Below are 26,471 nucleotides of genomic sequence, written 5' to 3'. Positions count from 1 at the left end.
GGAAAGCATCTAGTTGGCAGAACGATCCCCCCTTTTTCTGGGCCTCGCCCGTCCCCCCAAGTATCTGGGTCTCCCTGTCGGATACCTGGTGGTTTTGGCGACTGGGGTCGTTCTGCCCTTCATCTGGACCAAGTCGATGGTCTTCTTCCTGATCGGGATCATTGCCTATCCGATCCTCTGGTTCGTGGCCGACCGCGAGCCGCATTTCTTCGAGGTGCTGCGCGTCTCCTACGGCACGGTCCGCCCGACGAAGAACCGGGCCCTGCACGGAGGCGACAGCTTTGGCGCGTGATGCAGGCACCCTGTCCACTTTTGGGGCCGCACTGCATCAAGCCGGCGGCGGGGAGTTCGCGCGGGAAAGCTATCTCGCCGAGCACCTGCCGTATTTTGGCCTCACCGATGACGATGTCATGGTGCTGCGCGAGGGCGATCTCCTCGCGACCCTGCGCCTCGACGGGCTCAACCCGATGACCAGCGAAGACGCCCGGCTCGATGCGCTCAAACGCGCGGTCGCGGCCATCGTCGCCCAGACCGGCAATGCCTTCGGCTTCTACATCCACCGCATCTCTGTGCCGCAGGATCTCGGGATGCGCCCCATCGAGGGCGACAGTTTCGCCGCTGCGATCGACGCGCGCTGGCAGTCCCATGTGAAGGACCTTCGCCCGGCCAAGCGCCAGCTCTATCTCAGCGTCATCCGGCGCCCCGACATCTCCGCGCGCATTCCCCTCCTACGTGCGCTGGCCCGCAAGGCCTGGGTCAAGGACCGCGCGACACGGATGCAGGAACTCAACGAGGTCATGGGCTTCTTCGAGGTGGCGCTCTCCTCGGCAAACCCTGTGCGGCTCACAAAGTCAGGCGGTGAATGGCTGGGCTACCTCAACACGCTGAACGCCGGCAGCTTCTCTCCCATTGCCTACGGGCAAAGTGCCCTGCCCCTCTCGCATACCTTGAGCAACTGCCGCGCCACCTTTGATGGCGACGTCGTCACCCTGACCGATGCCGTGACCGGTCAGGTCAAATATGGCGCGCTCTTTTCGATGAAGACCTATCCGGCCCTCACGGATGTCACGCTCCTCGACGCGCTCGACCTGCCGCTCGACATCGTGCTGACGAACTCCTTCAGCCCGATCCCGAACAACATCATGGCCGAACGCATCCAGCGGATCATCCGCCAGATGCATGCCTCCGACGATGCCGCTGTCTCCCTGCGGGAACAGCTCGGCCAGGCCGCCGATGACCAGGAGGCGGGGCGTATCGCCTTTGGCGACCATCACCTCTCCATCGCGGTCTACGCGCCGGACCGCGACACGCTGGAACGCGCCGCCGCCCAGATCAAACGCGTCGGCCAGGAGATCATGTCGGTGATCGTGCGCGAGAACATGGCGCTGAAAGCCACCTACTTCGCGCAGTCGCCCGGCAACTTCGGCTACCGTGCGCGCAAGACGCCGATCTCCTCGATCAACTTCGCCGACTTCGCAGCCCTGCATGGCAGCGTCGAAGGGCGTGGCCCGGACCAGTCGCCCTGGGGCCAGACGATCTCGGTCCTGCCCACGGTCGGCACCTCGGGCTATCGCTTCAATTTCCACGAGACGGGCAGCCCCGGCAAGGAACCAACCGTTGGCCATACCCTTGTGCTGGGGCGCACTGGCACCGGCAAGACACTGACCACTGCTTTCCTCGCAGCCCAAGCGCAGCGGGTCGGTGCGCGGCTCTTTTTCTTCGACAAAGATCGCGGTCTTGAGATGGCCGTCCGCGCCCTTGGCGGTCGCTATAACGAAATCCGAGCCGGTGTGCCCACGGGCTTGAACCCCCTCGATACCGAAATCGACGAACGTGGCCGCGCCTGGCTCTCGGATTGGCTGGCGACCCTTCTTTCCCGGGGCGGAACCCTGACCGGCGAGCAATCCCGCCATATCCAGAGCGCGGTCTCGCAAAATGCCCATGCCGAGGGCTCGCTCCGGCGCTTCACGAGTTTCGAGACCCTGTTCCAGTCGCTCGATGACGATGGCGAGCTACAGTCCCGCGTCGCCGAATGGGCCCCAGGCGGCCGCTACGGATGGGTCTTCGATGAGCCGGAACAGGGTGCCGGGCTTGAACTGGCCTCCGACATCATCGGCTTCGACATGACCGAGATCCTCGATATGACCACCGAGCGGATGGCGGTGCTCTCCTACATCTTCCGCCAGATCGAACGCGTGGTCGAGGATCGCCGCCCCACCATCATCGTGCTCGACGAGGCCTGGAAGCTCTTGGACGATCCCTACTTCGGGGCGCGGCTGGAAAACTGGCTGGTGACGCTCAGGAAGATGAACTGCGTCGTGATCATGATGACGCAATACCCGAGCCAATTGCGCGACAGCCGCGTCGGCAAGACCATCGTCGAAACAGTGCCAACTCAGATCCTCTTCCCGAACGACCGCGCCACGGTCTCCGATTACGACTTCCTGCGCGTGAATGCCAAGGAGGCGGCACTCCTCGTGCAGCCGACCATTGGCCAGCGCATCGCGCTCGTGCGCTCGGCGGGCGACAGCGTCTTCATCGATGCCGATCTCTCCGCGCTCGGCAACCTCCTTCCCATCCTTGGCGGCGGCGCCACCGGCGAGGCCCGTGTGCCCGCCGATTGGCGCGCCAACCCCGATTTCTGGAGACATGTGATATGAGTTCGAAACCCCTTGTCGCGCTTTGCGCCGCCGCGAGCCTTCTGGCCGCGTGCGAGAAATACACCGAAAAGACCTCGCCCTGCTTCGGACGCAATGGCGAGCCGCAGGTGACGCGGTCCGCGTTCTCGGTCTCGACCATGGGCGCACCGGTTCAGGAGACGGCCAAGGCCGACTGCTCCTTCGAGCCCCTGCCCCGTCCGGAATGAGCCGTGCCGCGATCATATCCGCCGGGCTCTGCCTCGGCCTCGGTGCCCTGCCTGCGCATGCCCAGGGCGTGCCGACGCAGGACAATTCCGCGATCGGTCGCGCCATCGCGCGGGTGACGGCGCTTGCCGAAGATCTGGGCGTCCAGCAGGACAAGGATCGGACGGAGTCCACGTTGGCCGATGTCCAGGCCGACCAACTGCGCGTCTTCGAGGAGATGACGGCGGCGATCATCGGTCCCGGCTTCGATATCCGCGCGCTCGAGGGCAATGCGGATTTCGGAGTGGCGGCGGTCTATCCCAACACCGATCCGAACCCGATGAACAGCCGCCTTTTCGGCGAGGGCCGCGAGACGGTCGAGATGATGATCGTCGAGGTCGCGGGCGAATTCGCAGGCGCCCCCGGTGTGGCCCGCGCGGGTCTCTCGGCCACCCAGTGGCGCTGTCTCTTCCAGGCCCTGATCAAGCAGGAGAGCCGCTTTAATGTCGCCGCCGAAAGCCCGGTCGGAGCCTATGGGCTGACTCAGCTCATGCCCGGCACCGCCTCCGATCTTGGAGTCGACCGCTATGATGTGAAAGACAACTTGCGCGGTGGCGCGCGCTACATCACGACCCAGCTCAACCGTTTCGGCAATATCCCCCATGCGCTCGCGGCCTATAACGCGGGCCCGGGCCGGGTGATCGAATACGGTGGCGTGCCGCCTTTTGCCGAGACCCAAGGCTACGTCCGCAACATCTCGAAGTTCTACAACGAATACCTCGCCGTTGTGGGCGGTGCCGATGCGCTCGGCACGCTCTCACCTTCAGACTTTGCGCTCGCCGAATATGCCAGCATCTCCGAGGCCGGCGTCTATTACGCCGCCGACAGCTCCGCCACGACCGAACAGGTCATCAATCGCCTCCGCGCGATCATCCTGCAGATCGACGCGCAGCCCAATGCCAAGGCGGCCTGGGAACTCAATACCTACGCCAAGGCCGAGATCGGCCGCATCCTCAATCTCCGCGTCCGGCTGATGGCCGCAAACCAGCAGCGCGAGGCGGCCTATGCGCAGCACCTCGTCGCCGACCGGCTGGCCGAGCGCGACTTCATGCAGATGGGAGTTCCCGAATGAGACAGCTTCTCCTGACCGTAGCTGCGGTCACCACACTCGGGTTTGCCTCGCCTGCAACGGCCCAGGGCGTACCAACCTTTGATGGCTCGCAGCTTGGTCAACTCGTGGCCCAGCTCGAGCACATGGCCGAGGACCTGAATGTCCAGATGCAGCAGCTCGCGACCATGCGGCTGGAACTGGAAACCCAGCTGTCGCAGCTCACGAACCTCGAGGCGCAACTGACCTCGCTCATTGAGGGCAGCGGGCTTGGTGAGCTTTTTGCCACGGTCGAGGAGTTTCGCGCCCTTCGCGGCAAGCTCGTCGCCCCGCTCAACACCGCGCAGTCTTTGGCCAGTGGCGATTTTCTGAGCGGCTTCAATCCCGGCGCCGAGCTTTCGGCCTCGGTCGAGCGCGTGCTTTCGGGCAGTGGGTTTACTTCGGAGCGCCTGAGCACGCTCTCGGACTCCAATCAGCCCGCAGACAACCGCATCGCCACCTCGGCCGGGGCCAGCGCCATGTTGTCCGTCGCCGCGCAGGAAAGCCACGAGGAGGCCGGTCAAAGCCTTGAGCGGCTCGAAACCATGGTCGGGCTCATCGACGACCAGGACGGGCTGAAAGCTGCCGTCGATCTCAACACCCGCGTCACCGCCGAGCTCGGCATCATCCTGACCCAGATCTGGCGGCTGGAAGCGGCGCAAGGCGTCAGTGCCGGCCAGCTTGGCGTTGTCGACGCCGCAACCCTCGCGGATGAGCGCAAGTTCCGCTCGATGGCGGTGGATCCATGAGAATGTTCATGACCTACAGCTTGGCGCCAATTCGGTCTCTTGGCCTCGCCGTGCTTGTTGTGGCCGCCCTGCCCAGTGCCGCGCTGGCCCAGACCCCGAGCACGAACCCTTCCGGCGACACGCCCTTCAACTCGATGGCCATCGCGCGGGACGAGGCCGACGCCTGCCGTGTCCCGAAACCGCCCGCAGATCTGGCCGAGACCGCCTATCTCCGCAACGGCTACCGGGCAATCCTGCGCATCCTGATTGCCGAGGAAGCGCTGGCGTCGGAGAGCTGCACCTGCCTGCTGGACCAGTTCACCTGGGATCAGGCACTCACCGCCCTGCCCCGGTTCCAGACCTCGGACAACCCGCGTCTGCCCTTCAACGTGCTCGAGCTCTACGCCAAGGCGGACGCGCTCGAGGCGCAAGTTGTGGAGGCCTGTGCGGAGTAAATGGGGGTCATTCGCGACATCCTGAGCCAGGTCGACGCCGCGGTGAACACCGTGGCGCAGGACGGCTTTGTCTCCTCGGCGGCCTCGGTCGGTAATGTCATCTCGGCGGGCGCGACGCTCCTTGTCGTCCTCCTCGGCATCAACGCCGTGATGCAACTCCGCCCCCTGCCCTTCGGCACCGGCTTTGCCTTCGGAATGAAGGTGGCACTCGTGGGAATCTTTGCGCAGAGCTGGGACAATTTCAGCGTCATTTATGACATCGTCACGCGGGTGCCCGACTCCGTCGGCGCGTCGATCCTGGCGCTCACCGGCTCAGGCGACGAGGCCGGGGTCTATGAGAGCCTCGACAACATGGTCGCCCGCATCACCGCCTATGGTGACACGATCGGCGACCGCGCGGGCTGGGTCTTCGGGGCGGTCCTGGGCGCGATCTTCTTCGTCCTTTCCGCCGTTTTCGCCGCCGTCACCGCCGGGATCATCGCCTTCGCCCGCATCGTCTTCGCGCTGATGATCGTGATCGCCCCCTTCATGATCGTGACCTCGCTCTTCAAACCGACCCAATCCCTCTTCGAGGCCTGGACCCGCGCCACCATCGGCTATGCGCTCATGCCCGTCGCCGCAGCAGGCGCCGCGGGCATCATCGTGGCGATCGCCGAGGCCATCGGGGATGCTTCCGCCGATCCCGGAGATGTCGAGACCGTCAGCCTCATCCTGCCCTTCCTCGTGATCCTGATCCTCAGCGCCGGGATCATGGCTTCGGTGCCCTACATCGCCTCCAACCTCACCGGCGTGGTGGGCATTGCCTCGAATGCCGTGGGTCTGACCGGCCTCGCACGTCAGGGCTTCGTGAACACGCGCCAGTATGGCACCGGCGCGACCTCCCGCCTCGTCACCGGCAAGTCCCCGCACGAGCTGAATCAGATGGCCAATGCGGGCGTGGTCAAAACCGGCGAGATGATCCGGCAAAGCCCGGGCGCGCTTCTCTCTGCCGCCAAGGCCTTCCGCAAACCCTGATGTGAAAGACGACGACTTTGAAGAAGCTTGTGACCAGTTCCTCCGCGCCTGACCGCGACGCTTTCGAGGCGGATTTCATCTACGGGCCACGGCGGCGCGAGCGTTTCGCCTGGTTTGTCGCGGCGGCCGGCGTGCTGGTTGGCGTGGCCGGCATGGTCGCGGGCGCGAGCCTCTTCCCGCTCAAATCGACCGAGACCTTCGTGGTCGTGGTCGACAAGGAAACCGGCGAGATGGATCGGGTCGCCGCCGTTCAGGCCCTGACGCTTTCCGAGAGCGATGCCATCATCCAGGCCAATCTCGTGGCCTACGTCGATGACCGCGAAACCTATGACCTGACCGATGGCGAGCAGCGTATCAACTCGGTGCTCGATCGCTCGGACGGCGATGCCGCCCGCACGCTGCGTGATCTCTGGTCCTCCACCAACGAAGATTACCCGATCACCGTCTATGGCCGCGACGCCAAGATCGAGGTGGTGATCAAATCGGTGAACCAGATCGAGCGCGGCGTGGCCCAGGTCCGCTTCACCCGTACGCTGCGCCGCCCCCGCGACACCCGCACCGTGACCCGGTCTTACGTCGCCACTGTCGGCTACGACTTCCAACCCGAAACCCGCCAGCGCCTTCAGGACGTCTGGGCCAACCCCTTGGGCTTCGTGGTGACCTCCTACCGCGTCGACGCCGAGACCCTGGAGAACTGACCAAGATGAAAACCCTGCCCGCGCTCCTTCTGGCGCTTGCCCTTCCTGTTGCTGCCTTCGCCGAGGCCACGCCGCAAGGCGGCCCGCTCGATATCCGCATTCGCACCGCCGTCTATAATGAAAACCAGGTCTACCGGATCGAAACCGATCTTCGGCATTCGACGACGATTCATTTCGGGGCGGGGGAGCGGTTTGAAGCAGTGATCGTCGGCGACACTGAGAGCTTCCAGGTCGATCCAATCCCCGAGCTTGGCAATGTGCTCACGATCAAACCGCATGTGGCCAATGCCTCGACCAACATGACGGTGATCACCAACCGGCGCACCTATTCCTTCCATCTGCGCGAGGGTTCGATCCCGAACCGCACCGGCATGTTTTTCGAGGTGCGCTTCCGCTACCCCGATGAGGAACGCCGCGCGGCGGGTGCAACCCAGCCCAAAGGGTTCGAGGCACCGCGGAACTACAATTACCGCGTCTCGGGCGAGGGCGATTTCCGCCCCAGCCAAATCTATGACGACGGGCGCTATACGTATTTCGTCTTCCCCGAGAACGGTCGCCAGCCCGCCCTCTTCAAGGCCGATGACCAGGGCCGTGAGCGCACCGTCAACTGGACCCAACAAGGCAACTCGGTCCGGGTGCTTGGAGTGAACACCTACTGGACGCTGCGTATCGGGGACGAGGCGATCTGCGCCTGGCGCGACGAGAGCGCGATCTATGTGAGCAACTGACCATGGCCGATCAACCCCCTCCCGACCTTCAGAACCGCCTTGATCAATTCAGCCAGCGCGGCAAGTCCAAGCGCCGCGGCAACAGCCTAGGGGTCGGCGCGCTCGCCGCCGCCCTCGCGCTTGGCGGCGCCGGGGTCGCGTATTTCCTGGCCACCGGTCTGCAGGAGGGTGACAGCGCGCTTGAGACCTCGGACGTCGAGACCTTCCAGAACCGCCGCCCCGGCACCGGCGGGCGGCTGGAGTTTCCACCCGACGAGAACGAGCAAAGGGTGAATGACGCGCTGATCGCCGTCGAGGAGGCGCTCGACGTGCCTGCGGCCCCGGCCCCCGAGCCAAGCGCCGAGGTGCTGGCCGAGATCGCCAAACTCCGCGAAGCCCTCGCCGCCAGTCAGGCCGCGCGCAACTCGGAAATCCAGTCCGCCGTCGCGGACCTGCGCGAAGCCTTCGACGAACAGAAGGCGGCGCTTGAAGCGACGCTCGCCGCCAAGGAAACCGAACTGGCCAACCTGCAGCGCCAGACCGAGACCCGCATTGAAGGCCTGCAGGCCATGCTTGATGCCGAAAGGGCGCAGCGCGAGGGGCTTGAGGCTGAGCTCGACCGCGAAGGGCTGATCGCCGATCAGCGCCTTCTCGAAGAACGCCGCCGCCAGGAAGAGGAACAACGCCAGCGCGAGGCCGAACGGGTCGCCGAGGAGCTTCTGACCGCGCAGATCAAATCGCCAGCCATAGTCTATGCCGACGGTCCGCGCGGCGGCCAAAGTGGCGCGGCGGCTCCCGATCCTGTTGCCGCCGGCGCAAGTGGACCGGCCCTCTCGGGCAATGAGGCTTTCCTGCAAAGCGCGCGACCGCTCGAGGTGCAGGAGGCCGCGCGCCTCACCCATCCCGAGCGCACGCTCACCCAAGGGTCCGTCATTCAGGCCGCGCTCCAGACCGCCATCAACAGCGATCTGCCGGGCTCAGTGGTCGCGGTTGTCTCCGAGCCGGTCCCGGCCTTTTCCGGGGACCGGATCCTGATCCCCCGGGGCTCCCGCCTTTTTGGCCAATACCGCTCCGGCATCGAGATGCACCAGAAGCGAATCCTGATCCTCTGGACCCGCGTCTTGACACCGGACGGCACCTCGATGGAAATCGCCGCTGTGGGCGGGGACCAGCTCGGCCGCTCGGGCCTCACCGGTCTCGTCGACACCAAGTTCGCCGAGCGCTTCGGCGGGGCGGCGCTGATTTCCGTGATCGGGGCGGCGCCAGCCGTGGCAGCGGAGAGCGCCAACAATGAAACGACCAGCATCGTCCTGGGCGATGTCGGAAGCGACCTCCAGGATGCTGTCGGGTCGGTCATCGCCGATCAGGTCTCGATTGCGCCGACGATCTATGTCGATCAGGGTGCCTCGGTCACCGTGCTCGTGGACCGGGATGTGGTGATATACGGGGGTTCCGGTTCACAATGAAAAAGAAGCATCAGGTTTCGCGTTCGAGCCGCAGGCGAGAGGCAGCGAAACCAGATTCAATACTACCGGAACCACCGAAATGATGGATCAGGCATCGCCAGCCTCATACCTCGAGCGCTATCTCGATCCGTTCCGCGACCTGCTGAGACGCGACGACGTGGTCGAGATCGCGATCAACCCGGACGGCAAGGTCTGGCTCGAGGTGGCGGGTGACGCCACCATGCACCACGAAGGTCAGACCGTGGATCGCACCGCCGCGCTCAACATGGCCCAAACCATCGTCGGCGATGCCAAGGCCCGCGTTTCTGAAAAGAACCCCCTCGTCTCCGGCAAGGTAGAATATGCAGGCCGCCCGCTTCGGGTCCAGGTCGCCGTGCCGCCCGCCATCGATCGCGGCGCTTCGATCACCATCCGCCTTTTTGCCTCGGGCAGCGTCCGAGATTACGCCCCGGCCTATCTCTTCGGCAAGGCCGTCTCGCTGGATGCGCTCCGCGCCGAGAAGATGAAGAACATCGCCAGTCTTGCCGAGGAAAATCTCGAGGCCGCACTGCAGACCCTTGTCGAAGCGCGGCTCAACGTCCTGATCAGCGGCGGCACCTCGACCGGCAAGACCACTTTCGCCCGCCACCTCCTGACGCATGTGAGCGAGCACGAACGGCTGATCACTATCGAGGACGCCTTCGAGCTCTTCCCCGGCCAACCCAACACCGTCGCCCTCCTTGCCGACCGCGGTGCCAGTTCACAACGCAGCGCCAACGCCCTCCTCCAGGCCTCCCTCCGCATGCGCCCCGACCGGATTATCGTCGGCGAGCTGCGCGGCGCCGAAGCCCTGACCTATCTCGAAGCGATCAACACCGGCCATGGTGGGTCGGTCTCCACGATCCACTCAGAGACCGCGGAACTCGCGATCGACCGGCTGGCCATCATGGTGCTGCAGGCAGGGACGCCTCTAACATTCGCCGAGGTACGCGAATACATCCGGAAATCCATCGATGTGATCGTCCAACTCGGTCGCGCGGAGGGGAAGCGGGGGATTACGGAATTCTATTTGCCGGGGTCTTGAAAGCCCCAGAACAAAGGCGCTGAACGGGTTTGCGACAGCGCGACGCTGGCCTTGCCTTCCAATACCCGAAGCGGACTTCTTTAGGGCGGTCAACTGGTAATCTCCGCACAAAAACATGGGATTACCAGCTAAATAGAGGAGTTTCTCGACCGTAGCGTTCCTCGCCAGAGCCGACTTGCTCATCAAACATGATGCGCCTACCTCGCCGCAAGTCACCAGTAATTCGTCAGTTCGCTGTGGAAGGGATTGCTATCGCGACACTTCTGACAATCTGCGCTGCACTCCGTCCGTGGGTGGGCATCTGAACCGCCCAGGGAAACGGTGGCGACGCCGAACGCTCGTACTGGTAGACCAGCACCTCGGGATGCAGCCTGTCATCGAGGTGCCGGCCCAGAGTGAACACAACGCTGTTGGGAGCTGCGATAAACAGGTGAACGCGTTTGACCCCTTTCGCCATGAGGTCGCCCAAAAGATCCGTGAAGTCTTTTGCCATGGCAGATTGCTTGTCGGCAGACCAGTGCGCCGTCGTGCTCAGAGTTGGCAAAGCGAGGCGGATCAGAGGCATATCGCCGAGAGTCGCGCTGATACCGTCTGCGTCCGACGGGTAGGAAACAGCGACGGCCAAAGCTACCTCCGGAACATCGTCCTTCAGACCTTCGACTCCGAAAACGTCGAACCGGTCTCCGTCATCTTCACCGTCAGCTTCGCGCCATTTTTCTGCGAAACGATCCCAGTCCATCACGGTGAGACCGGCTTCATTGCCAACCATCATACCGATCAGGAACGTCAGCGGAACCGGAGCCATGCCACCGTAGACCAGCCTGACGTTGCCAGGACCCGCCGCATCACGCTTCTGACGAAGCTGTTGCCGCAACCCGGCAATCTGTGTGAGCGCATCTTCGGGACTGCTGATCTGACTCGTTGAGGTCGACTGCCGGTGGTCGACCGGCAGGAGATCGATCCGGCCTTTCAGGTGCTTCGGCACGGCAGAGGCAAGGGGAGTATCAACGGTCTGGTGCAGCCCGCGGTGCTCCAGCACAACCACGCTCTGCTTCCTGAGCTGCCGCCGGTCGGCGATGTGATCGATCACACCAAGGACACCCCCCGCAGCGAGGAGCAGAATGCCGAGGAAGACGGTGATCTGGGACCAGTAGACCGATAGCCCGCCACCATCCGCCTGCACGGCCAGCCGCAGGACGCGGTCCGCATCGATCCAGGAAAGATTACCGGCCAGCCCGCCGACGCCCAACCCGGCGACCATCAATGTGACACCGGCACGCAGCAACCTCGACGGCCAGGACGGGATCCGGAAGACATAGGTGATCAATCCATCGAAAAACCGGTCACCATGTTTGCGCCAGAACGACATGTCTTCGGCCTCCGGATCAGCCAATATTTACGATGAACTGACCGCTCCGTGCGGCCAGTTTGCCATTCTTCACAATGAAACACTCGATGCTGTGCTGGCCCCGATAGAGGGTGCTCTCAGAATGGGACAGACCACCCCGGACCGCCGCGTCCGGGCTGAAGCCTCCACGTAGGCAATCCGCATCTTCGGCTTCCCGCCCGGTGTTCACGACCTGCCAGTAGACCTTGAAACGCCCAGTCACCGTCGTGTCCGCCTCAAAGCGCAGACTGCAATTTCTGGGAAGCGGCGCGCCATTGCTCAAGAAACTCTGCGGCCTGAACCCGTTTTGCGTGAAGCTCGCCGTACGAATATTCACGTGACCTTCCGCAGCCTGCGGCCATCGCGGTTTTCGCATGTAGGCTGGCGCAAGGACGAGATTCATCGCACGGACCACGCGCGCGGGAACACCCGGCCTTCTGGCCGGATTGCGACGCCCCAGTGCGCGTTCGACCAGGCCCTGCCCCATGCGTTCGCCGAGGACGGCGCCGACACCGTCTGCAGTGAGCGCCTGATTTGCCGATGCGAAATCGCTGCGGGCCTGCTGAAGCCACTCATGGAATGAGTCCCGGCGTTCGGAGTGCTCCTCCCACTTGTCAGCAAAATTTTCCTCAGGGTCGGCCGGGTTTTCGACCCAGTCCACGCCATTGCGGCGGGTAATGTACCGGTCCATTCCCTGAAGGATCGAGAACAGCGCATCGGAGAGGCGTTCTTCCTGATTATAGGCATGTGCCGCAAGGGTCGTGATCAGGATGGAGATCGGTTTGTCATCCGGCCGGTCGCTGAACATGAGATCGCGATGGCGTTTAAGTATCTGAATGGCGCCCTGCAGCGGGGTACGCACCCGCCATGCCGGAACATCCTCAACACTGGCCTGCATCCTGCGTGCCTCGTTGAGAGCACGACTTCTGAACGCCTGGCCCATCCGATCGCGAAACCAGAGCGCATAGCCTTTGGGATTGCTGCGCGGCCAGCGGCCGCCAGCCTGCCGGAAACCGTCGTGTTCCTTGTCTGTGATCGCGAGTGCAGTTGCCCCCAGTCGGGCAAGCGCGGGGCCCGCTTCACTCAGATAGCGCCGCTTCTCGAAGTCAGGCACCGCAGGCAGGACATCCATGTGAAACTGTGCGCCGTCTGCGTAGACTAGGGTCCAACAGCGGCGCCCGTCTTCGGGTTTGCTCATGCCATATCGCCGAGCATAGGCTTTGACCTCGACGCCAACGCGTCGTTTCAGCTCTGCCTGGGTCAGTGCCGACTTCTCGTAATCGAGGCGGCAGACCATATCGATGTCATAGTCTTCTTCGTCTGACGCGGGCCGTATTGCAGTCCCCAGCCGAAATGAACCTTGGACATATACGTCGGGATTGTCATCCCGCACAGTCGAGTCCAGCCGGTGCAACCAATCACCGAGCGACTTGTAACTGCGCTCCGCCTGTTCATACCGACCGGGCGGGACCTGAAGCTCCTCAACTAGGTCTTCCAATAATTGATCAACAGGCCTGGTATTCGCCAAAGGGAATTCCACTATATGAAACCTCCATGCGGTGCTGGTGCCCGCCGTCTACTGATTTGGCGAAGGCAGGGTTGAGTAGAAGAGAGGCGGCCAATTCCGCGAAGGTATGACAGACTTACGCTCGTAGATTTACAGTGATCTATACGCCAATCCTAATCGTTGGCTCGAATCCCTTCCCCGGTTTTTGATCGTAGATCACCAAAGGCAGATCGGCTTTGGGCATTCGTGAGCGACCCGTTTCGACAGCCGCGGAAGCCGGAAGAACAGGAAATACGTTGATACTCGCATCCTCGCCGTGGTGCGCTTTGATCCGATCAAAGAGCCTGCGAAGGTGAGTCTTATAAATTGCAAGATCGTCCTGTCTTCGCATGATGTCGTTATGAGGGTCCTCTGCCGTGATCGACCAGATTGCAGCGTTATCGCCCAAAACCGAGCGAATTCTCTGATCATCTACGGTCGCGCTGAGCGCCAGCTTGAGGGCGACTGGTACGTCCTTCGGCCCAGAATACTCGCCAATTTTGAAATTTATCGATGGCTGGTGGAGTTGCCATTTCCAAGTAGATGGCTCGCGATATTTTTGGTGAACACACACGGGCATGATGTCACCGAGCAATGTACCGAGCTCGATGAGAAGAGGCTGCGGAGCAAGCGCAAACACACTCAACTGAAGTATTTCCTTCTGCTCTATCCGATCCTTCACCTTGCGTTGAAACTGACGATGCAGATGCGCACTTTGCATGCCCCAAAATTCCGGTTCATCATCCTTGACTTCGGAATTTAGCTCGATGTCGATGGTTCGTCGCTCCGCCGGATGTCTGTCGGGCGGCATAGCGGCAAAGATGGCTTTGGTGGAAACCAGCGAGTCCATCTGGCCGATAGTTGCCGCGAAACGGAGCACATGAGCTGCGCGGTCAGAGTCCATATCTGTAACAGTCTCGATCCGCTCTTCGTGCTCGCGCTTCATTGCCACGAGCGTTTCTTCCGGATAGTCGTCCACGTGATCTACGTCGATTTCCTTGTGATGGACGGGACACATTAGCATCAGGTTGCTGATGTCGCGGGCGAGAAGTGGCGAACGGACTTTATCACCCCTCGGACCATTTTCGCTATCTGCCACAATATGCGCGATGAAACCGAACTTTCCGTCTTCCTTGCCAGCGACTAGATCCCCGACAAGGAGCTTGTTGCATCCTGAAAATTCACATCGACCCGCCGCCAAAGCCCACAATTGAGTCTGAATCTTGGCTGGGATGTTTGAACTAGACAATTTTCTGCTCCATTTTGAATAGCGCCGCCATAGCGAGTTACGATGGGATGGTCAGACGAGGACCCAACCAATTTCAGGCTACCGAATGATGCTAGTGTTCCGGCAGTTGCCAACCCTCGCCAAATTCAGCTTCTGAAACTTCATCCGCAATTATCAACTGGCCGGCCTCGGGCAATTGGCCACGTTGAAACGTGGTAATAGTAGCCTGAATCGAGGCGTTGGCGATTAGACGGACGATAACCAACGCCGCAAACGAAGGTCCGCTGTTTTCTACCATATCCGTCATCGCGGTCACGTCGATCTCGCTAGGTATTGGTGGGAATGTCGGGTGCGAGTGCCACTCGCCAAGATAGTCAACCCGTCCAGCGCGACCGCTATTCTCCAGCAAGATCCGATCCATCTGTTGTGAGTGGGGCTCAGGTAAACTATCGAAACGATCTCGTGTCCCTGCCTCAAGATCGACGGTCAAACCGACGAGATCAAATTTTCCTGGAGCTGTCTGTTCTGCAACCAACCACCCGCCGATCTCGCGGTTGCCGCCCTTCTTGAGGTGGGTCTGCAGTTTAGCAAGCTGCGAGCGTGAGACTGTGAGGCTAAGCGTCATCTTGTACTCCAAGGTGAGTCATGACGCGTTCAACGCCCTCTTCTGCACAACTAGTGCTGCCCTTTTCCCATCCTCCGTGAGGAGCGAAAATAACTGGGTGGGTGTCGAAGGGATGATCAAAGATCCAACCTTTGCGCAGCCCGATAAAGTAGGCAGGTTCCGGATGAACTCTCATCTCTGTGATTGCCAGGGCGTCTAGGGCGTGACGTGCCAGCCTATTGGCAATGACACCCACATCGCCGTCAGAAGCGAACAGGGGTTCATCGTCGTCATCACCTTGCACCCCGTAATTGCGCTCGCGGCCCTCTGGCGGTGCCATACCTTTCTCGTCGCACCATGCTCGCAATTGAGTTGCAGCGGTCAGTGGTGGCGGATCTTCAGACGGGATACTTCGTGCAATCAATCCTCCGAGCCCTCCCGCGTAGACTCGTCCCCAAACGAGGGGTTTACGCTTCTGCGTGCAAATGGCCGCTGCCATTCGAAACACTCCGCTATCAGCCGTCGTATCTATGACGAGATCACAAGTGCTGATGATCTCGCTCAACTGAGCAATATGCTGGACAGCGGATTGAGACGTCAGACTCATACCCAAAGCACCGACTTTCGCTGCCGGATTTATTCGCAACAATCTGTGCCTTAGAGAAACTGCCTTGTGATGCCCCACATCCATTTCATCAAGTTCGTTTCGAACCAAGTTGTCGGACCAAAGAACATCATTATCCAGCAACATGAAATGACCGACGCCTTCGCGCGCAAGACTGGCGGCCACTTTTGATCCCAGCGAACCTGCGCCGATGATGCAGATGCTATATTCTCGAAACATCTTCCCATGGAGTCGGCGTTCTCTAGCATTCGGCGGTTCAAAGGTATTAAACAGGTCAATCTTTCGTTTCGATCCGTTGTGCCGAACGCGCAGTAATACCTCTCGCCTACCATTTGACATGACAACCAACATGTCGCCGGCGTCTTCTACCCATTTACGGAGCCATGAAGGCAGGTACTGGTACAAGAGCCCCTTCAGCTCTTCGGGATGCAGATCTGGAATTTGTCGAATATCGGGCAATCGATATAGGACCCCAGGGACCACCCTTCCCCCAAATCCCGCACCATCAATCGGCACCCGTAAACCAGAATCCAGCCCGATGCTCGCGATGCGAGCAACAAGAACTTCAGAACCCCCAACTCGGCGCTCCAAAGTCATATGAATATCGGTTGCGTGTCCGGCAAGGCGCAACCTTAAAAGCCGTGCGGTGTCAGGCGGTAGCATGAAGCGCCGGGAGCACCCCGAGAGCAACGAAGGTAAGTCGGCTGGATGAGCGCTTTCCACGTCTGAGAAAGCATCGTCCTTTGGGGTTGCCTCGAGAAGTGCTTTGGCACTCCGGATCACATCCGTGCTTTTGCAGTCGGGGTGCCAGTTATCCGGTCTATACTGAAGGCATAGTTCGCCACCCTCGCCATACTGGTGCTGGGATAGCCGGACAGAACTGTCGGCTGGAAGTACAAATGGTGGCAGATCTGGAAAAAGTGCTGGGAAAACCAGCCGCAATGGAATGCGACGCTCCCTGGCGAGCAGAACAAACGACCAAGTCAGCAGGCCATCGGAGTTTTTGCCGAATTGGGGTTCTTCCAGCCAATCTGATGCCGCGGCTAGGTCAGCGAGCTCTTCACACTCACGGATTAGCCGAGCTTCGCCGGCTGTGAAGTCCATCAACCAAAACCTTTTGGCTCCGTCGGCCTTCGATCCTCACCACCAAAGACGAGACCGGGCGCAGAAGCCCCGGCTGCAGCGGCAGGAGCAACGGATGCCGCACGTGACCCCGCAGATGCCGCTACCCTCGAGCGCGCACCTTCAACGAGGGTGCTTCCAAGATTTCGTGAGAGCTCATTTAGAACAATATTTGTGTCGCTGAACCTTTGAACGGCACCAAAATCCGTTCGAGCGGCCTCAAGCCACGCAAAGAAGGAGGCCCGGCGCTCGGGGAATTCTTCCCACCGATCTGCAAAATTTTCTGAAGGGTCGGTAGGATTGGCAATCCACGACACGCCATTTCGTTCTTTGATTTCGAGATGCATGTCCCTCAGAATCTTGGCAATTGCATCCGAAACTCTTGCCTCCCCGGCATAGGCATGAGTTGACAGTGTCGTGAGGATTATACTGATAACCTTGAGGTCCGAATCCTGCTCCGCGAACCACTCATCCCTGTGACGCTTCAAAATCATGATGGATGACTGGAGAGGTGTTCGCACCCGAAATACCGGGACGTCTTCCACACTCGCTGTCACTTTGCCTTGGGCGTCGAGGAATGCCCTGCGGCGTTCATTCAGTTGTTCGATCTGCCTCGACTTGAACCATGCGGCAAAGCCCCTGGGATTGCTTCGGGGCCAATCATCCGTGATGATACGGTATGTGCTAGTCTTGTCTTTATCGGTGATGGCAATCGCACCTTCCGCAAGCGCCTGATCCGCGAGGTAGGAAGAAAGAACGGCACGCATGTTTGCCTCGTTCGGTACAGCCGGCAATACGTCCATGTGGAATTGCGCACCATCTGCGTAGGTCAAGGTGCAGCATCTTCTAGGCTCATCGCTTACCTCGTTCTTGATCCCTCGCGCATCGCGATACGCCTTGAGCTCAGCCAGCAGATGAGCGCGGAGATCTGCCTGGGTAATCTGCGCTTTCGTCAGGGAACGGAAAGAAACAACGATGTCGAGATCGTAGTCTTCGTTCTTGGACGTCGGCTTGATCGGCGTGCCGAGCGCGAACGAGCCCTGAATATAGACATCGGGATCATAAGCACGAACTCTGGACTCATCGCGATGCAAAAACTCGCCAAGGTCCTTGTAGCGTTTTTCGGCTTGATCAAAGCGATCTTGTGGCACTGCCAATTCTTCAGCAAGTTTTTCAATCGCGACGTTATAGCCAAAACCTATGTTCGAACTCGTGTTCATCATCAACTTCCTAACTCAATCGACCTCAACTTAAAGATGTTCGTTTGGCCATGACTTTTCAACCTTTTTGCGGAACCGTATTTGCAGATTTTCTATAGCCCTTCAGTTCGTATGCTCTTGATTTTACGTTCGTCTTGGCTGGCAGCAATGACGGCGTTAACGATTGGCACACCCGAGACCCGCTGCTCACGTTGATCCAGAGCAGCTCGATACCCTCGCCGCGTCTTGGTCACTGCAAGCTTCATGAGCGCGGTGACAGCTCCACCCTCGTCGGCGTGCTGATCGATTAGCATCCGCCCTCGAAACCCGATACGGCCCCATTCCCGCACGAGGCATGCACCGCCAAACAGGTCTGGCTGAACGCTCATTCGATAGAAGCGCCGCATGTTGATAGACAGGTCGACCCGCTTGAGATCGACTGTCGTCGGGAACACTTCCATTTGCTGCATCGTATCCAACATATTGGGCAATCCCTTCTCATGTGTCACAATATCAGGTAGACATATGTGTTTCCACTATGTTCTAATTTTTCCCGACTCGGGCGAAACATTTCCGCTGCACTCTCTCCTAGCTTGGCAGAACTGCTGCAGGTTTAGGATTTTGACTGTACTTCGTGTTCTTGAATAGGGCGACAAATGGTAAAGAACATCTGCATATTCTCGGACGGAACCGGCCAGATGGGTGGCGCCAGGCCAGACCAACGGCTGTCGAATGTTTACAAGATGTATCGAGCCATGCGTCCCGGCCCAGATTCACCAATTAGCCCTAAGGACCAAGTGGCTTTTTACGACCCGGGCTTGGGAACAGGAGAACGCGGTGGGTTTTTCGGTCGGATCAAGCCCATCCTGGAAAGCGCCGTCGGAACTGGCATCGACCACAACATAATCGATTGCTACGAGCAGATCATCGCCCATTACGAGCCCGGCGACCGTGTGTTGCTGTTTGGGTTCTCGCGCGGGGCCTACACAGTAAGAGCACTTGCAAACGTTATGAACCTCTGCGGTGTCCCGACGCAGATGCTAGATGGTTCGCCGGTCCCGCGTTACGGCCCCGGATTGCGCAAGATCGCCAAGGACGCTGTAAAATTCGTGTATAATCACGGTGCTGGAAAACCGCGCGGACAAGATCCTTACTTCAAGAACCGTGAAGAACTCGGCAAGCGATTTCGCAAGAAGTATTCGAGCTTTCCGCTCGTAGGCGAAGAAAATCAGGGAAACGTTCAGCCAACATTCATCGGGGTCTTCGACACGGTGGCATCACTGCGAACGGCAGTTGTCCGCACCTTGGTCTGGGGCGTCACGTTCGGGGTCGGGGCGGCTTTGGCCGCAGGCATTGCACTCGGATGGTCTTGGCTTTTGGTTGTTCCGCTTGGCGTACTTCTAGTCGCGCTTCTTTGGCAGCTAGGTTCCCTGTTGCTCGACAACTTCAAGTATTTCTCGGACGATCCCGAGCGCAAACTGAAGCTCTGGCGCCCAACCGATTGGCCGCAGATTCTCAAGACGGGTCATTTCGCGGCTTGGAACAAGCGCAACTACGACAAGTGGCTGGATCCCGATGTCCAACACGCCCGTCACGCCATGGCGATCGACGAAGACCGTGCTGACTTTCCAAGGGTTGGATGGGCATCGAAGGCGGCCGCGATTGAGACCAAAGATCGAGAGCCGAAGTGGTTGAAGCAGGTCTGGTTCCCGGGCTGTCATAGCGACATCGGTGGAAGCTATCCTGAGGCAGAGTCCCGCCTGAGCGATATCGCCCTCGATTGGATGGTCGACGAATTGAAAGACTGCGTGCCGTCGATCCAGATCAACGAGAACGTCTTGAACCGCGCCCCTGACCCTCTGGGTTTGCAGCACCGCGAAGACGCGATGGTAGCATTTGGCCCCCTCCGCATCCGCTGGAAGAAGGGAATTCGCGCAGTTGGCGACGACTTCCCGCTCCATCCTTCAGTCGAAGAGCGCATGCGAGCCAAGGCCGTCGCCCAGTGTGGCGAGGTCAAACCCTACCGACCTGCCCAATTGAAAGAGCGACGCGACTTGAAATTCTACTACGACGAATAGGGGACTAGTCGACGGCGATCACCCACCCAACAATTCCTCGATGAAGTCCTCCTGCCGGTCGAGCGCCGCCTTCCAATCCTTCGGCACGGCGGCTTCCCTTTCGAGCGTCTCGGGCTCGGGCTGCCCGCGTCCGGCCTCAATCGGCATCACGCTCATCGCGCGCGCTTCGCGCCGCTGCGATCGATCCCGGACAGGCGCACGTTCGGCTAGTTTCGCCTGGTCGTCTGCGCCGACCTCAAAGTCACCGCCCCAGGGCCCCACGCCCTGCACACTCGGCGGATAGGGGAACGGCTTGCCGTCCTGGCGGGCCAGCATGTCCTTGAAGAACGGATCGTCGTAATACTTGATCCGGCTAGCCTTGATAGGGTGCTGGGGCGACGCGAGGATTATGACCTCGTCGGGATCCATGAGGCGCGCTTCCGTCTCGGAAAGTAGCGGCCGCTCTTCCAGACGCGCCGAGGTCGAGGTCGCGCCAAGGAAGCCCTTGTTGCGACCGTACATCCGGGTCACCGCCTCGCGGGTGGTGCTGCCGACCGCGGCGGAGACCTCTTTCACCGTGCGCTGGTCCCGCGGGGTGATGTAGAGCTTCAGCCCTGCCCCGTTCTCGAGACTTTCACGGCCCTCGGGCCCGTAAATCCGATCAAGCGAAGCCAGCGACTGCGCGATCATCGCAACGCGGCCGCCATAGCTTGCCAGCGAATGGATCGCGCGCTCCAGATAGGGCATCGCCCCCATCTGCTGGAATTCGTCGATCATCATCATGACAGGCCAGGGCTCGTCCAGGCCCGGTTCATTGAGGCGGATCGAGGCAATGAGATCGGCGAACATCAGGCGCAGGAGCGGGGCGAGGGTCGCGATGTGATCCTCGGAGACTGCAATGTAGAGCGACTGTGGGGTTTTCCGGAATGTCGAAAAGTCGAAGTCGCTCGCCTCGGTGGCCGAGCGCACCGCCGGGTTGTCCCACTGCTTGAGGCCGGCGGTCATCAGAGCCTGAATGTTCGACGTCAGAAGCCGCGACGAGGCCGAGGCGGCGTTGGTCCAGAGCTCGCGCAGGATGTCTTCCTCGGCCTCATCAGCATAGGTCTTGTACTGGGCGTTCTTGTATTCCCCTCCTGCGACGATCTTGTTGACCTCGCCAAGGTTCGGCGTGCCGCGTTGAATCGCCAGCAAACAGGCCGCGACAAAGATAGACTTGCCGGCCTCGGAGAAGGTGTCGAGCGTCTTGTTGTCCTTGTCGAGGAACAGGTCGGCCAGGATCGAGACCTCGGTGAACCGCTGCGCAAAGGTCGGGGCCTTCGCGATCCGAGCAAGCGGGTTGTAGCGATGCGTGGCGTTGGCCCAGTCGAAGGGGCTGAAGCGATAGACCTCGTCACCGTTCAGCGCCCGGAGCCGTGCGGTCTTCTCGAAGTTCTCGCCCTTCACGTCGAGGACCACAACCGAGCCCGCGAAACTCAGAAGGTTCGGGATCACGAAGCCAACGCCCTTGCCGGCGCGGGTCGGGGCCACCATCATCACATGGGGGATGGTGGTCGAGGAGATGAACTCGGCCTTGGAGGTCGGCGCACCGAGCCTGCCACAGACGAAGCCCTTGCCAGGGGCCTGCAGCATATCGTTCTTCTGCAGCTCCGCCTTTGTCTGCCAGTGCGCCGAGCCGTAATCGTCCCGCTCCTTCTTCCAGGTCCAGGCAAGCGCCAGGGCGCCGAGGCCGATGGCTCCGAAGGCGACGGCGCCAAACCCCACCTTAAAGGCCTCAGGATGTGCCGCGCGTGTTGCGGCGCTGGCCTTCCAGAGCGCCAACATGTCAAAGCTCTGAAACCCGGTTTTCAGGGCCAGGGTCAGGTAGAAGGCGGCGACAATGGTGCCGATCACGGCGCCGCAGATCACACCGAAGAGGAGCGCGGCCCAAAGGGGAAGTGTCTTGGTCATGGTTGTCATCTCCCCCTTAGAAATCCATCTCGTCATCGAGACCACGATCTAGTGTTTTGTTTCGGGCAAGTTCACGCCCCATTTCCTGCGCCTCTTGCTGGCCGCGCATCCGCGCCACCTCCGTCGCCTTGTCCTGCTGCAATCCGGCGGCGCGGTCGGTGAAGACCTGGTCGCCGGTCTCCTCAAAGGTCATCTCGAGGAACTCCTGCGTGACCGTAATCTGGTCGAGCTTGCTCGGCAGGGCCGCATCCAGCACCTCGTAGTTGCCGCGCCGGAGTTCGGCCAAACCTTCCTCGCCCAATTCCTTGAAGAGTTCGGATTGCAGGGTCCGCTCGACGGTCTCTTCCTGCTCCTCGGTGAGCTTGCCATCGCGCAACATGTCGGCGAGGTCCTGCAGGTACGGATTGGGCGTGCGGTCATCCTCGTCGATGAGCGGAAGTGTCGCCTCCTCTTCGTCCGCGAGAGTCCGACCGATCTCGACGCCCAGTTCCTTCGCGCGCTCCATCAGGGCGTCCATGACCCCGTCGACCTTCTCGAGCGCGGCATCGAGTTGGTCGTCACTCGCGGTCTCCACGCTGAGGCCATCCTTGGCCAGCACAGCGTTCATGTCCCGCTCGACCCAGTCCTGCGCCATGCCATAGTTCCGCGTGCCGCCCGCAGCAATCCGAGCCACCAACTCCTCGCTGTCCATACCTGCCTCTTCGGCGCGCTCGAGCACGTCGCGCAACCCCTCGTCCTTGCCGGACTGCAGCGCGGCGATCAGCACCTCGCTGCCCGCCCCCGGCGGATAGGGTTCCTCGAGCTGCTTTCCAAACCGCGCGCGCAGTTCCGGGTCTGGCACCATTTGCGAGAGGTCCGCGATGATCGGTGCGGCCTTGGCTTCAAAAGCGGCGCGCTCAGCCGGGTCCAGTTCCTCGGCCTTGAGCCTGAGCGCCTCGATCGTGCGCTCGGAATAGTCGATCGCATCACCGACGGTCTTGATGTCCTTCATGTCTATCTCTCCTTCGGTGAAGTTCCACGGCGTGCCGGAGCCGAGCCCGTCCGCCATGCCGCGCAGGGCGCGCGCCATGTGGCGCTGGTCCATCCGGTCCAGCAGGTCGGCGAGGTTCTTGTAGTCCTTGGCGAAGCCCACCACCTGCGCCTGCGCGATGGCGGATTCCTGGGCCGTCATGACGATCTCGCGCGGCAGGCGAGCCTCTTCCTTGGCGCGGTAAATCTCCTCGATCCCGGCCGGCTTCTCGAAGATGCCGCGCTCGAGCCGGGTGGTGGCGTCGAGCATGATGCCATAGCTTTCGGCGATCTCTGCCTGCTTCTCGCGCATGAGCTGCGGCGACATCACGCCCTCGGCCCAGCAGGAGAACCAGGTGCCCTTCTCGACGCCGCGATTGTTCAGGATGATATGGGCGTGCTTGTGCGCCCGGTCGTCATGGACCGCGAGCACATAGTCCCATTGGTCGCCGTATTCGCCGCTCTCGAAGAAATGCTCCGTCCAGTCCATCGCGATGTCGCGCACCTGGTCGACCGTCACGTCGGTCGGGAAGGACAGCAGCATGTGCGAGGTGAAGCCGAGTTTGGTCGAGCCGCGCCAGGTCCCGGCCCAGTCCTCGATGATGTCTTCCTTCTGCTCATCCGTCAGGACCGCCGCATCGGTCAGCGCATTGGTCATCGTCGAGTAGGTGTAAACCGCCTTGTCGTTGATGTAGGAGATCTGCGCTCCGAGCGAAGCACGCGTCTTGCAGCCCCCCGCCCGGATCCGTTTGAACACCGCCGCCAGGCTTTGCCCCGAGGCCGCCTTCAGCGCGTTGCGTGCCGACATCGAGCCGACGCGTGCGAAACTCCGACCCTGCCGACGCCCCGCCAGCCGCGCGTCGATCCGCGCCGCGGCCTGACCCCGGATGCGCTCATCCTCCCAGAGCCGCCCCATGACCGAGGTGTAGAGGGCGAGAGGGTCAGCCATTGCGCACCAGCCTCAGACCGTCGGTCGTGCGCGGGCCGCCCTCCAGAACGTCGCTCTCCGCCCCCTGCCCTTCTTCCTTTTGCGGCCACTCCTGATGACGCAGCGCCTGCGCCGCATCCTTCATCCGGCCCATCTCACGGCTCATGGACTGCGCCAAATCGAGCAGTTCGATCAGCACCGCGCGGTCCGCCTCCGAGACCTCCAGCCGACCGCGATGCACCGCCTTGGCGAGCGCCAATCCGGCGTCGCTCACATCCTTCGCCTGACGCCATGCGGCGCAGAATTCCGCGACCAGATCACGCGGCACATCGAGAAACCCGCACCGCCCACGCAGCACTGCATTCAGCGCCTGTGACCGGTTGGCATAGCCCCGTTCACGCCACTCCGCGTCGAAGGCTTCCAACTCGGATCGGCTGGCGCGGAACGCCACCGTCTCGCTCGGATCCCGCACTGCGATGCCCTCACCCGCCTCCTCTTTCGCGAGCCGGTTCACATGACGCGGAGAGATGCCAAATGCCGCCGCCAGGTCCTTCGCGCTCTCGCCCGCCGCGAAGCGCCGCGCGACTTCGATGCGCTCTTCAAGCTTCAGGTTTTTCGCTGGCCTCGGCACGGGTCAGACCCCTCGGACAAAATGTGCAAACATTGGCCATATCCTGCCAACGTCTTCCTTCTCTCCTTCGCTTATAAATCAATACATCACATTGCGCAATATTACGTTTTGCGTGTAGTGTCTTTTTGCGGGAAATGAGGTGCACTCAAGATCGCCGCTCAGCGCGGCATGGAACGGGTCCCGCCCTCTTCGATGCAGGACAGCCAGGTCGAAAAGGCTTCCAAAACTTGTGTTCAAGACGCACGCGACGACAGGCAAACCAAACGCTCGAGCCGGTCACGGATCGGGCGCTAGGAACACGAAAACTGCCCGCGCGGGATGGCGCGAGTCACGCCCTTTGAGGGCGTCACGAAGCTTCTGAGAGTCGACGTCAGACCCCTGCGGATCCGAAGACCCGCAGGGGTGTCTGGGTCAGTGACCCAGTCCCAGAGAGCGCAGGTCGTCGTAGCGGCTGCGAGCGATCAGCGCCTCGGTCTCGAGGCTGTCGAGGGTCTCGGGATGGGCCTCTTCATCGAAGGCGGCGAGGTAGGCCTCGAGACCGAGGCGCGGGTTGCACGAAAGAGAGAAGGGGTGCGCTGGCCTCGCTCTGTGGGCTGCCAGCTCTCCCTGCGGAAATTCGGTTCAGGCTCGGGTTCGCGCGATGCACGTTGTCACGGAACAGAATGATCGGGGCCGCGTCAGCGACCTATCCAGCCTGACTATCCGCCTCGGCGTCCGCGTCCGAAATATGCGCCATCCTTCGGACACCGCTATTTCGCTGACCAAGGGCTAGTTCCCCGGAACGAGAAAAAGCCAGACCGCCGAAGCGGTCTGGCCCTTGGCTTAGGCGGCGTCTTTGGGACCCCAGGGGATGACCGCCTGCAGGGACAGATCGTCCTGGTTCGCGGCCTTGCCGAGGTTGGCGTTGAAGCCGTGGTCGCGGATGGTCAGCGTGTAGTAGTCGGCGCCGGTCTCCTTGTTCTGCTTCTTCCAGATGCCGCCGCACTCGACCAGCTTGCCGCGCGGGGAGCGGCCGAGGACGCGGTGCGTGGGGGCCATCGGGTTGGTGCTCGCGACAGGTTCGACCGTGATGTCGAGGTCGAAGGTCAAGGTCGAGATGGAGCCGACGCCCTTGGCGGTTTCGATGTCGGCGCTGGTGAATTTGATGCAGTTCGTGGTCATTGCTTTTCTCCTTGTTTGCGTTGCAATGATGGTCACCTTGCAGCTGGCCAAGGCCCGGCCACACCGCAGGCGGAGCGCAGCGGAGAGGGGCAGGCGCCGGTCTTTTTGCTCCGCGAGGAATGACCCGCAGGGGCAGGGGAAAAAGATCGGCGACAACCTTTGTGGACGGGACGACAGCTGCGACCAGCATGTCATGCAACTCAGACAAGGGGAGAAGTGCGTTGGCCATGAAGGAAAGTAGGGGAACAGCCGTCGAAGATGCCAGAGGGCGTATGTTGATGCATGGATCATAGCTGGAGCAGGCATTTTCGGATCCATGTCAATTGCCAGATTCCCGACGCACCCACCTTGCGACGACAGAGAAAACTTGCTGTGACAAAGAAGTGCTACCGGGGGTATCGTAAGAGCGAACATTTGGACCAAATCGTTTTCGGGCACAGACAAACGAAGCCGAAGTACAAGAAGTGAGGCAAAATAGCTTTGGAACTAGAAGAACTCGCAAAGCAGTGCCAAAACTGTGCACAACATAGCCCAGTGATAGTCTTGGGCAGCGGGGCCTCGATACCGCATGGCATACGTGGCATGGGGGATTTGGCCGTTTGGCTCCGCGATAACGTACAGGCCGACGATGGACCGGAAGTCGATGCCTGGACACTTGTTAGAACAGCCTTGGCCGCTGGAGATCATTTAGAAGCAGCACTAGAAAACAAGCCTCTACCCGACTCCTTGGTTGTCAAGATTGTCCGAAGTACCTGGGACTTCATCGCTCAGGGCGATTACAGCCTGCTCAAATCAGCTATAAAGACTGAGACCATTTTTCCGCTCCGCACTGAATAGCCCCGCGTTTCTTAGACGCCTTCGGCTCTCAGTTTCCGCTGCCGTTCGAACTCGACGGGCGACAGCATCC

General features: G+C 61.0%; 23 protein-coding genes and 1 pseudogene. 13 read left to right on the top strand and 11 right to left on the bottom strand.

All coding sequences use genetic code 11. The annotated features are described in order from the left end of the window. The first annotated feature begins 13 nt into the window (after positions 1–13). The 11 genes from MF270_RS26115 (at position 14) to MF270_RS26065 (ending at position 10,121) form a co-directional block, all read left to right on the top strand. Entirely contained in the window at positions 14–292 is a 279-nt protein-coding gene (locus tag MF270_RS26115; protein ID WP_027238816.1) for a VirB3 family type IV secretion system protein, read from the top strand. Further along, complete coding sequence (locus MF270_RS26110; RefSeq protein ID WP_027238817.1) at positions 282–2,660, top strand: VirB4 family type IV secretion/conjugal transfer ATPase; 2,379 nt, start codon at positions 282–284, stop codon at positions 2,658–2,660. The genes MF270_RS26115 and MF270_RS26110 overlap by 11 nt, the downstream gene beginning before the upstream one ends. Continuing rightward, entirely contained in the window at positions 2,657–2,866 is a 210-nt protein-coding gene (locus MF270_RS26105) for a hypothetical protein (protein WP_238368577.1), read from the top strand. Before MF270_RS26110 ends, MF270_RS26105 begins: the two co-directional genes overlap by 4 nt. Then, positions 2,863–3,975, top strand: a complete 1,113-nt coding sequence (locus MF270_RS26100; protein ID WP_238368576.1) for a lytic transglycosylase domain-containing protein — start codon at positions 2,863–2,865, stop codon at positions 3,973–3,975. The genes MF270_RS26105 and MF270_RS26100 overlap by 4 nt, the downstream gene beginning before the upstream one ends. Further along, positions 3,972–4,739, top strand: coding sequence for a type IV secretion system protein (locus MF270_RS26095; RefSeq protein WP_238368575.1), 768 nt, complete (start codon positions 3,972–3,974; stop codon positions 4,737–4,739). Before MF270_RS26100 ends, MF270_RS26095 begins: the two co-directional genes overlap by 4 nt. Before the next feature lie 8 nt (positions 4,740–4,747). Continuing rightward, positions 4,748–5,173 (top strand): hypothetical protein, encoded by a 426-nt coding sequence (locus MF270_RS26090; RefSeq protein ID WP_238368574.1) that lies wholly within the window; start codon positions 4,748–4,750, stop codon positions 5,171–5,173. Then, the gene (locus MF270_RS26085; RefSeq protein WP_238368573.1) at positions 5,174–6,187 is read left to right on the top strand and encodes a TrbL/VirB6 family protein; all 1,014 of its coding nucleotides are present in this window, start codon (positions 5,174–5,176) and stop codon (positions 6,185–6,187) included. 17 nt (positions 6,188–6,204) lie between these two features. Further along, positions 6,205–6,885 carry a VirB8 family type IV secretion system protein gene (locus MF270_RS26080; RefSeq protein ID WP_040179430.1) on the top strand — a complete coding sequence of 227 codons (681 nt, stop codon included), beginning with the start codon at positions 6,205–6,207 and terminating at the stop codon, positions 6,883–6,885. A gap of 5 nt (positions 6,886–6,890) precedes the next feature. Next, positions 6,891–7,613, top strand: a complete 723-nt coding sequence (locus tag MF270_RS26075) for a TrbG/VirB9 family P-type conjugative transfer protein (RefSeq protein ID WP_238368571.1) — start codon at positions 6,891–6,893, stop codon at positions 7,611–7,613. A 2-nt stretch (positions 7,614–7,615) separates the two neighbouring features. Continuing rightward, positions 7,616–9,058 (top strand): TraB/TrbI/VirB10 family type IV secretion system protein, encoded by a 1,443-nt coding sequence (locus MF270_RS26070; protein ID WP_238368570.1) that lies wholly within the window; start codon positions 7,616–7,618, stop codon positions 9,056–9,058. A gap of 82 nt (positions 9,059–9,140) precedes the next feature. After that, the gene (locus MF270_RS26065) at positions 9,141–10,121 is read left to right on the top strand and encodes an ATPase, T2SS/T4P/T4SS family (RefSeq protein WP_238368585.1); all 981 of its coding nucleotides are present in this window, start codon (positions 9,141–9,143) and stop codon (positions 10,119–10,121) included. 226 nt (positions 10,122–10,347) lie between these two features. On the opposite strand, the gene MF270_RS26060 is transcribed toward MF270_RS26065, so the two are convergent. The 7 genes and pseudogenes from MF270_RS26060 to MF270_RS26030 all read right to left on the bottom strand — a co-directional run. Further along, positions 10,348–11,490, bottom strand: a complete 1,143-nt coding sequence (locus MF270_RS26060; protein ID WP_238368569.1) for an SAVED domain-containing protein — start codon at positions 11,488–11,490, stop codon at positions 10,348–10,350. Between the two features lie 16 nt (positions 11,491–11,506). Continuing rightward, positions 11,507–13,048, bottom strand: coding sequence for a nucleotidyltransferase (locus tag MF270_RS26055; RefSeq protein WP_238368568.1), 1,542 nt, complete (start codon positions 13,046–13,048; stop codon positions 11,507–11,509). A gap of 127 nt (positions 13,049–13,175) precedes the next feature. Continuing rightward, positions 13,176–14,303 (bottom strand): SAVED domain-containing protein, encoded by a 1,128-nt coding sequence (locus MF270_RS26050; RefSeq protein WP_238368567.1) that lies wholly within the window; start codon positions 14,301–14,303, stop codon positions 13,176–13,178. A 91-nt stretch (positions 14,304–14,394) separates the two neighbouring features. Next, complete coding sequence (locus tag MF270_RS26045; RefSeq protein WP_238368566.1) at positions 14,395–14,919, bottom strand: M67 family metallopeptidase; 525 nt, start codon at positions 14,917–14,919, stop codon at positions 14,395–14,397. Further along, a complete protein-coding gene (locus MF270_RS26040) occupies positions 14,897–16,615 on the bottom strand; it encodes a ThiF family adenylyltransferase (RefSeq protein ID WP_238368565.1) in 1,719 nt (572 codons plus the stop codon). The genes MF270_RS26045 and MF270_RS26040 overlap by 23 nt, the downstream gene beginning before the upstream one ends. After that, entirely contained in the window at positions 16,615–17,853 is a 1,239-nt protein-coding gene (locus MF270_RS26035; protein WP_238368564.1) for a nucleotidyltransferase domain-containing protein, read from the bottom strand. The genes MF270_RS26040 and MF270_RS26035 overlap by 1 nt, the downstream gene beginning before the upstream one ends. 206 nt (positions 17,854–18,059) lie before the next feature. Then, positions 18,060–18,314: pseudogene (locus MF270_RS26030) on the bottom strand (WGR domain-containing protein); the annotation flags it as partial. A gap of 174 nt (positions 18,315–18,488) precedes the next feature. Here MF270_RS26030 and MF270_RS26025 point away from each other — a divergent pair. Then, positions 18,489–19,910 carry a phospholipase effector Tle1 domain-containing protein gene (locus MF270_RS26025; protein ID WP_238368563.1) on the top strand — a complete coding sequence of 474 codons (1,422 nt, stop codon included), beginning with the start codon at positions 18,489–18,491 and terminating at the stop codon, positions 19,908–19,910. Between the two features lie 18 nt (positions 19,911–19,928). Here MF270_RS26025 and MF270_RS26020 read toward each other — a convergent pair whose 3' ends face one another. The 4 genes from MF270_RS26020 to MF270_RS26005 all read right to left on the bottom strand — a co-directional run bounded on the left by MF270_RS26020 (position 19,929) and on the right by MF270_RS26005 (position 25,564). Further along, on the bottom strand, positions 19,929–21,836 hold the full coding sequence (locus MF270_RS26020; RefSeq protein ID WP_238368584.1) for a type IV secretory system conjugative DNA transfer family protein: 1,908 nt from the start codon (positions 21,834–21,836) through the stop codon (positions 19,929–19,931). A gap of 16 nt (positions 21,837–21,852) precedes the next feature. Continuing rightward, positions 21,853–23,793 (bottom strand): relaxase/mobilization nuclease domain-containing protein, encoded by a 1,941-nt coding sequence (locus MF270_RS26015; RefSeq protein ID WP_238368562.1) that lies wholly within the window; start codon positions 23,791–23,793, stop codon positions 21,853–21,855. Next, positions 23,786–24,403, bottom strand: a complete 618-nt coding sequence (locus tag MF270_RS26010) for a helix-turn-helix domain-containing protein (RefSeq protein WP_238368561.1) — start codon at positions 24,401–24,403, stop codon at positions 23,786–23,788. The genes MF270_RS26015 and MF270_RS26010 overlap by 8 nt, the downstream gene beginning before the upstream one ends. Before the next feature lie 822 nt (positions 24,404–25,225). Then, a complete protein-coding gene (locus MF270_RS26005) occupies positions 25,226–25,564 on the bottom strand; it encodes a DUF736 domain-containing protein (protein ID WP_017470241.1) in 339 nt (112 codons plus the stop codon). A gap of 582 nt (positions 25,565–26,146) precedes the next feature. Between MF270_RS26005 and MF270_RS26000 the strand changes: the two genes are divergently transcribed. Beyond that, positions 26,147–26,401, top strand: a complete 255-nt coding sequence (locus tag MF270_RS26000) for a hypothetical protein (protein WP_238368560.1) — start codon at positions 26,147–26,149, stop codon at positions 26,399–26,401. Positions 26,402–26,471: the final 70 nt, after the last annotated feature.

The organism is Mesobacterium pallidum (assembly GCF_019966535.1).
Lineage (GTDB): Bacteria > Pseudomonadota > Alphaproteobacteria > Rhodobacterales > Rhodobacteraceae > Mesobacterium > Mesobacterium pallidum.
Note: the sequence above shows the minus strand (reverse complement) of the source record. Positions and strands in the feature narration are given on the sequence as shown.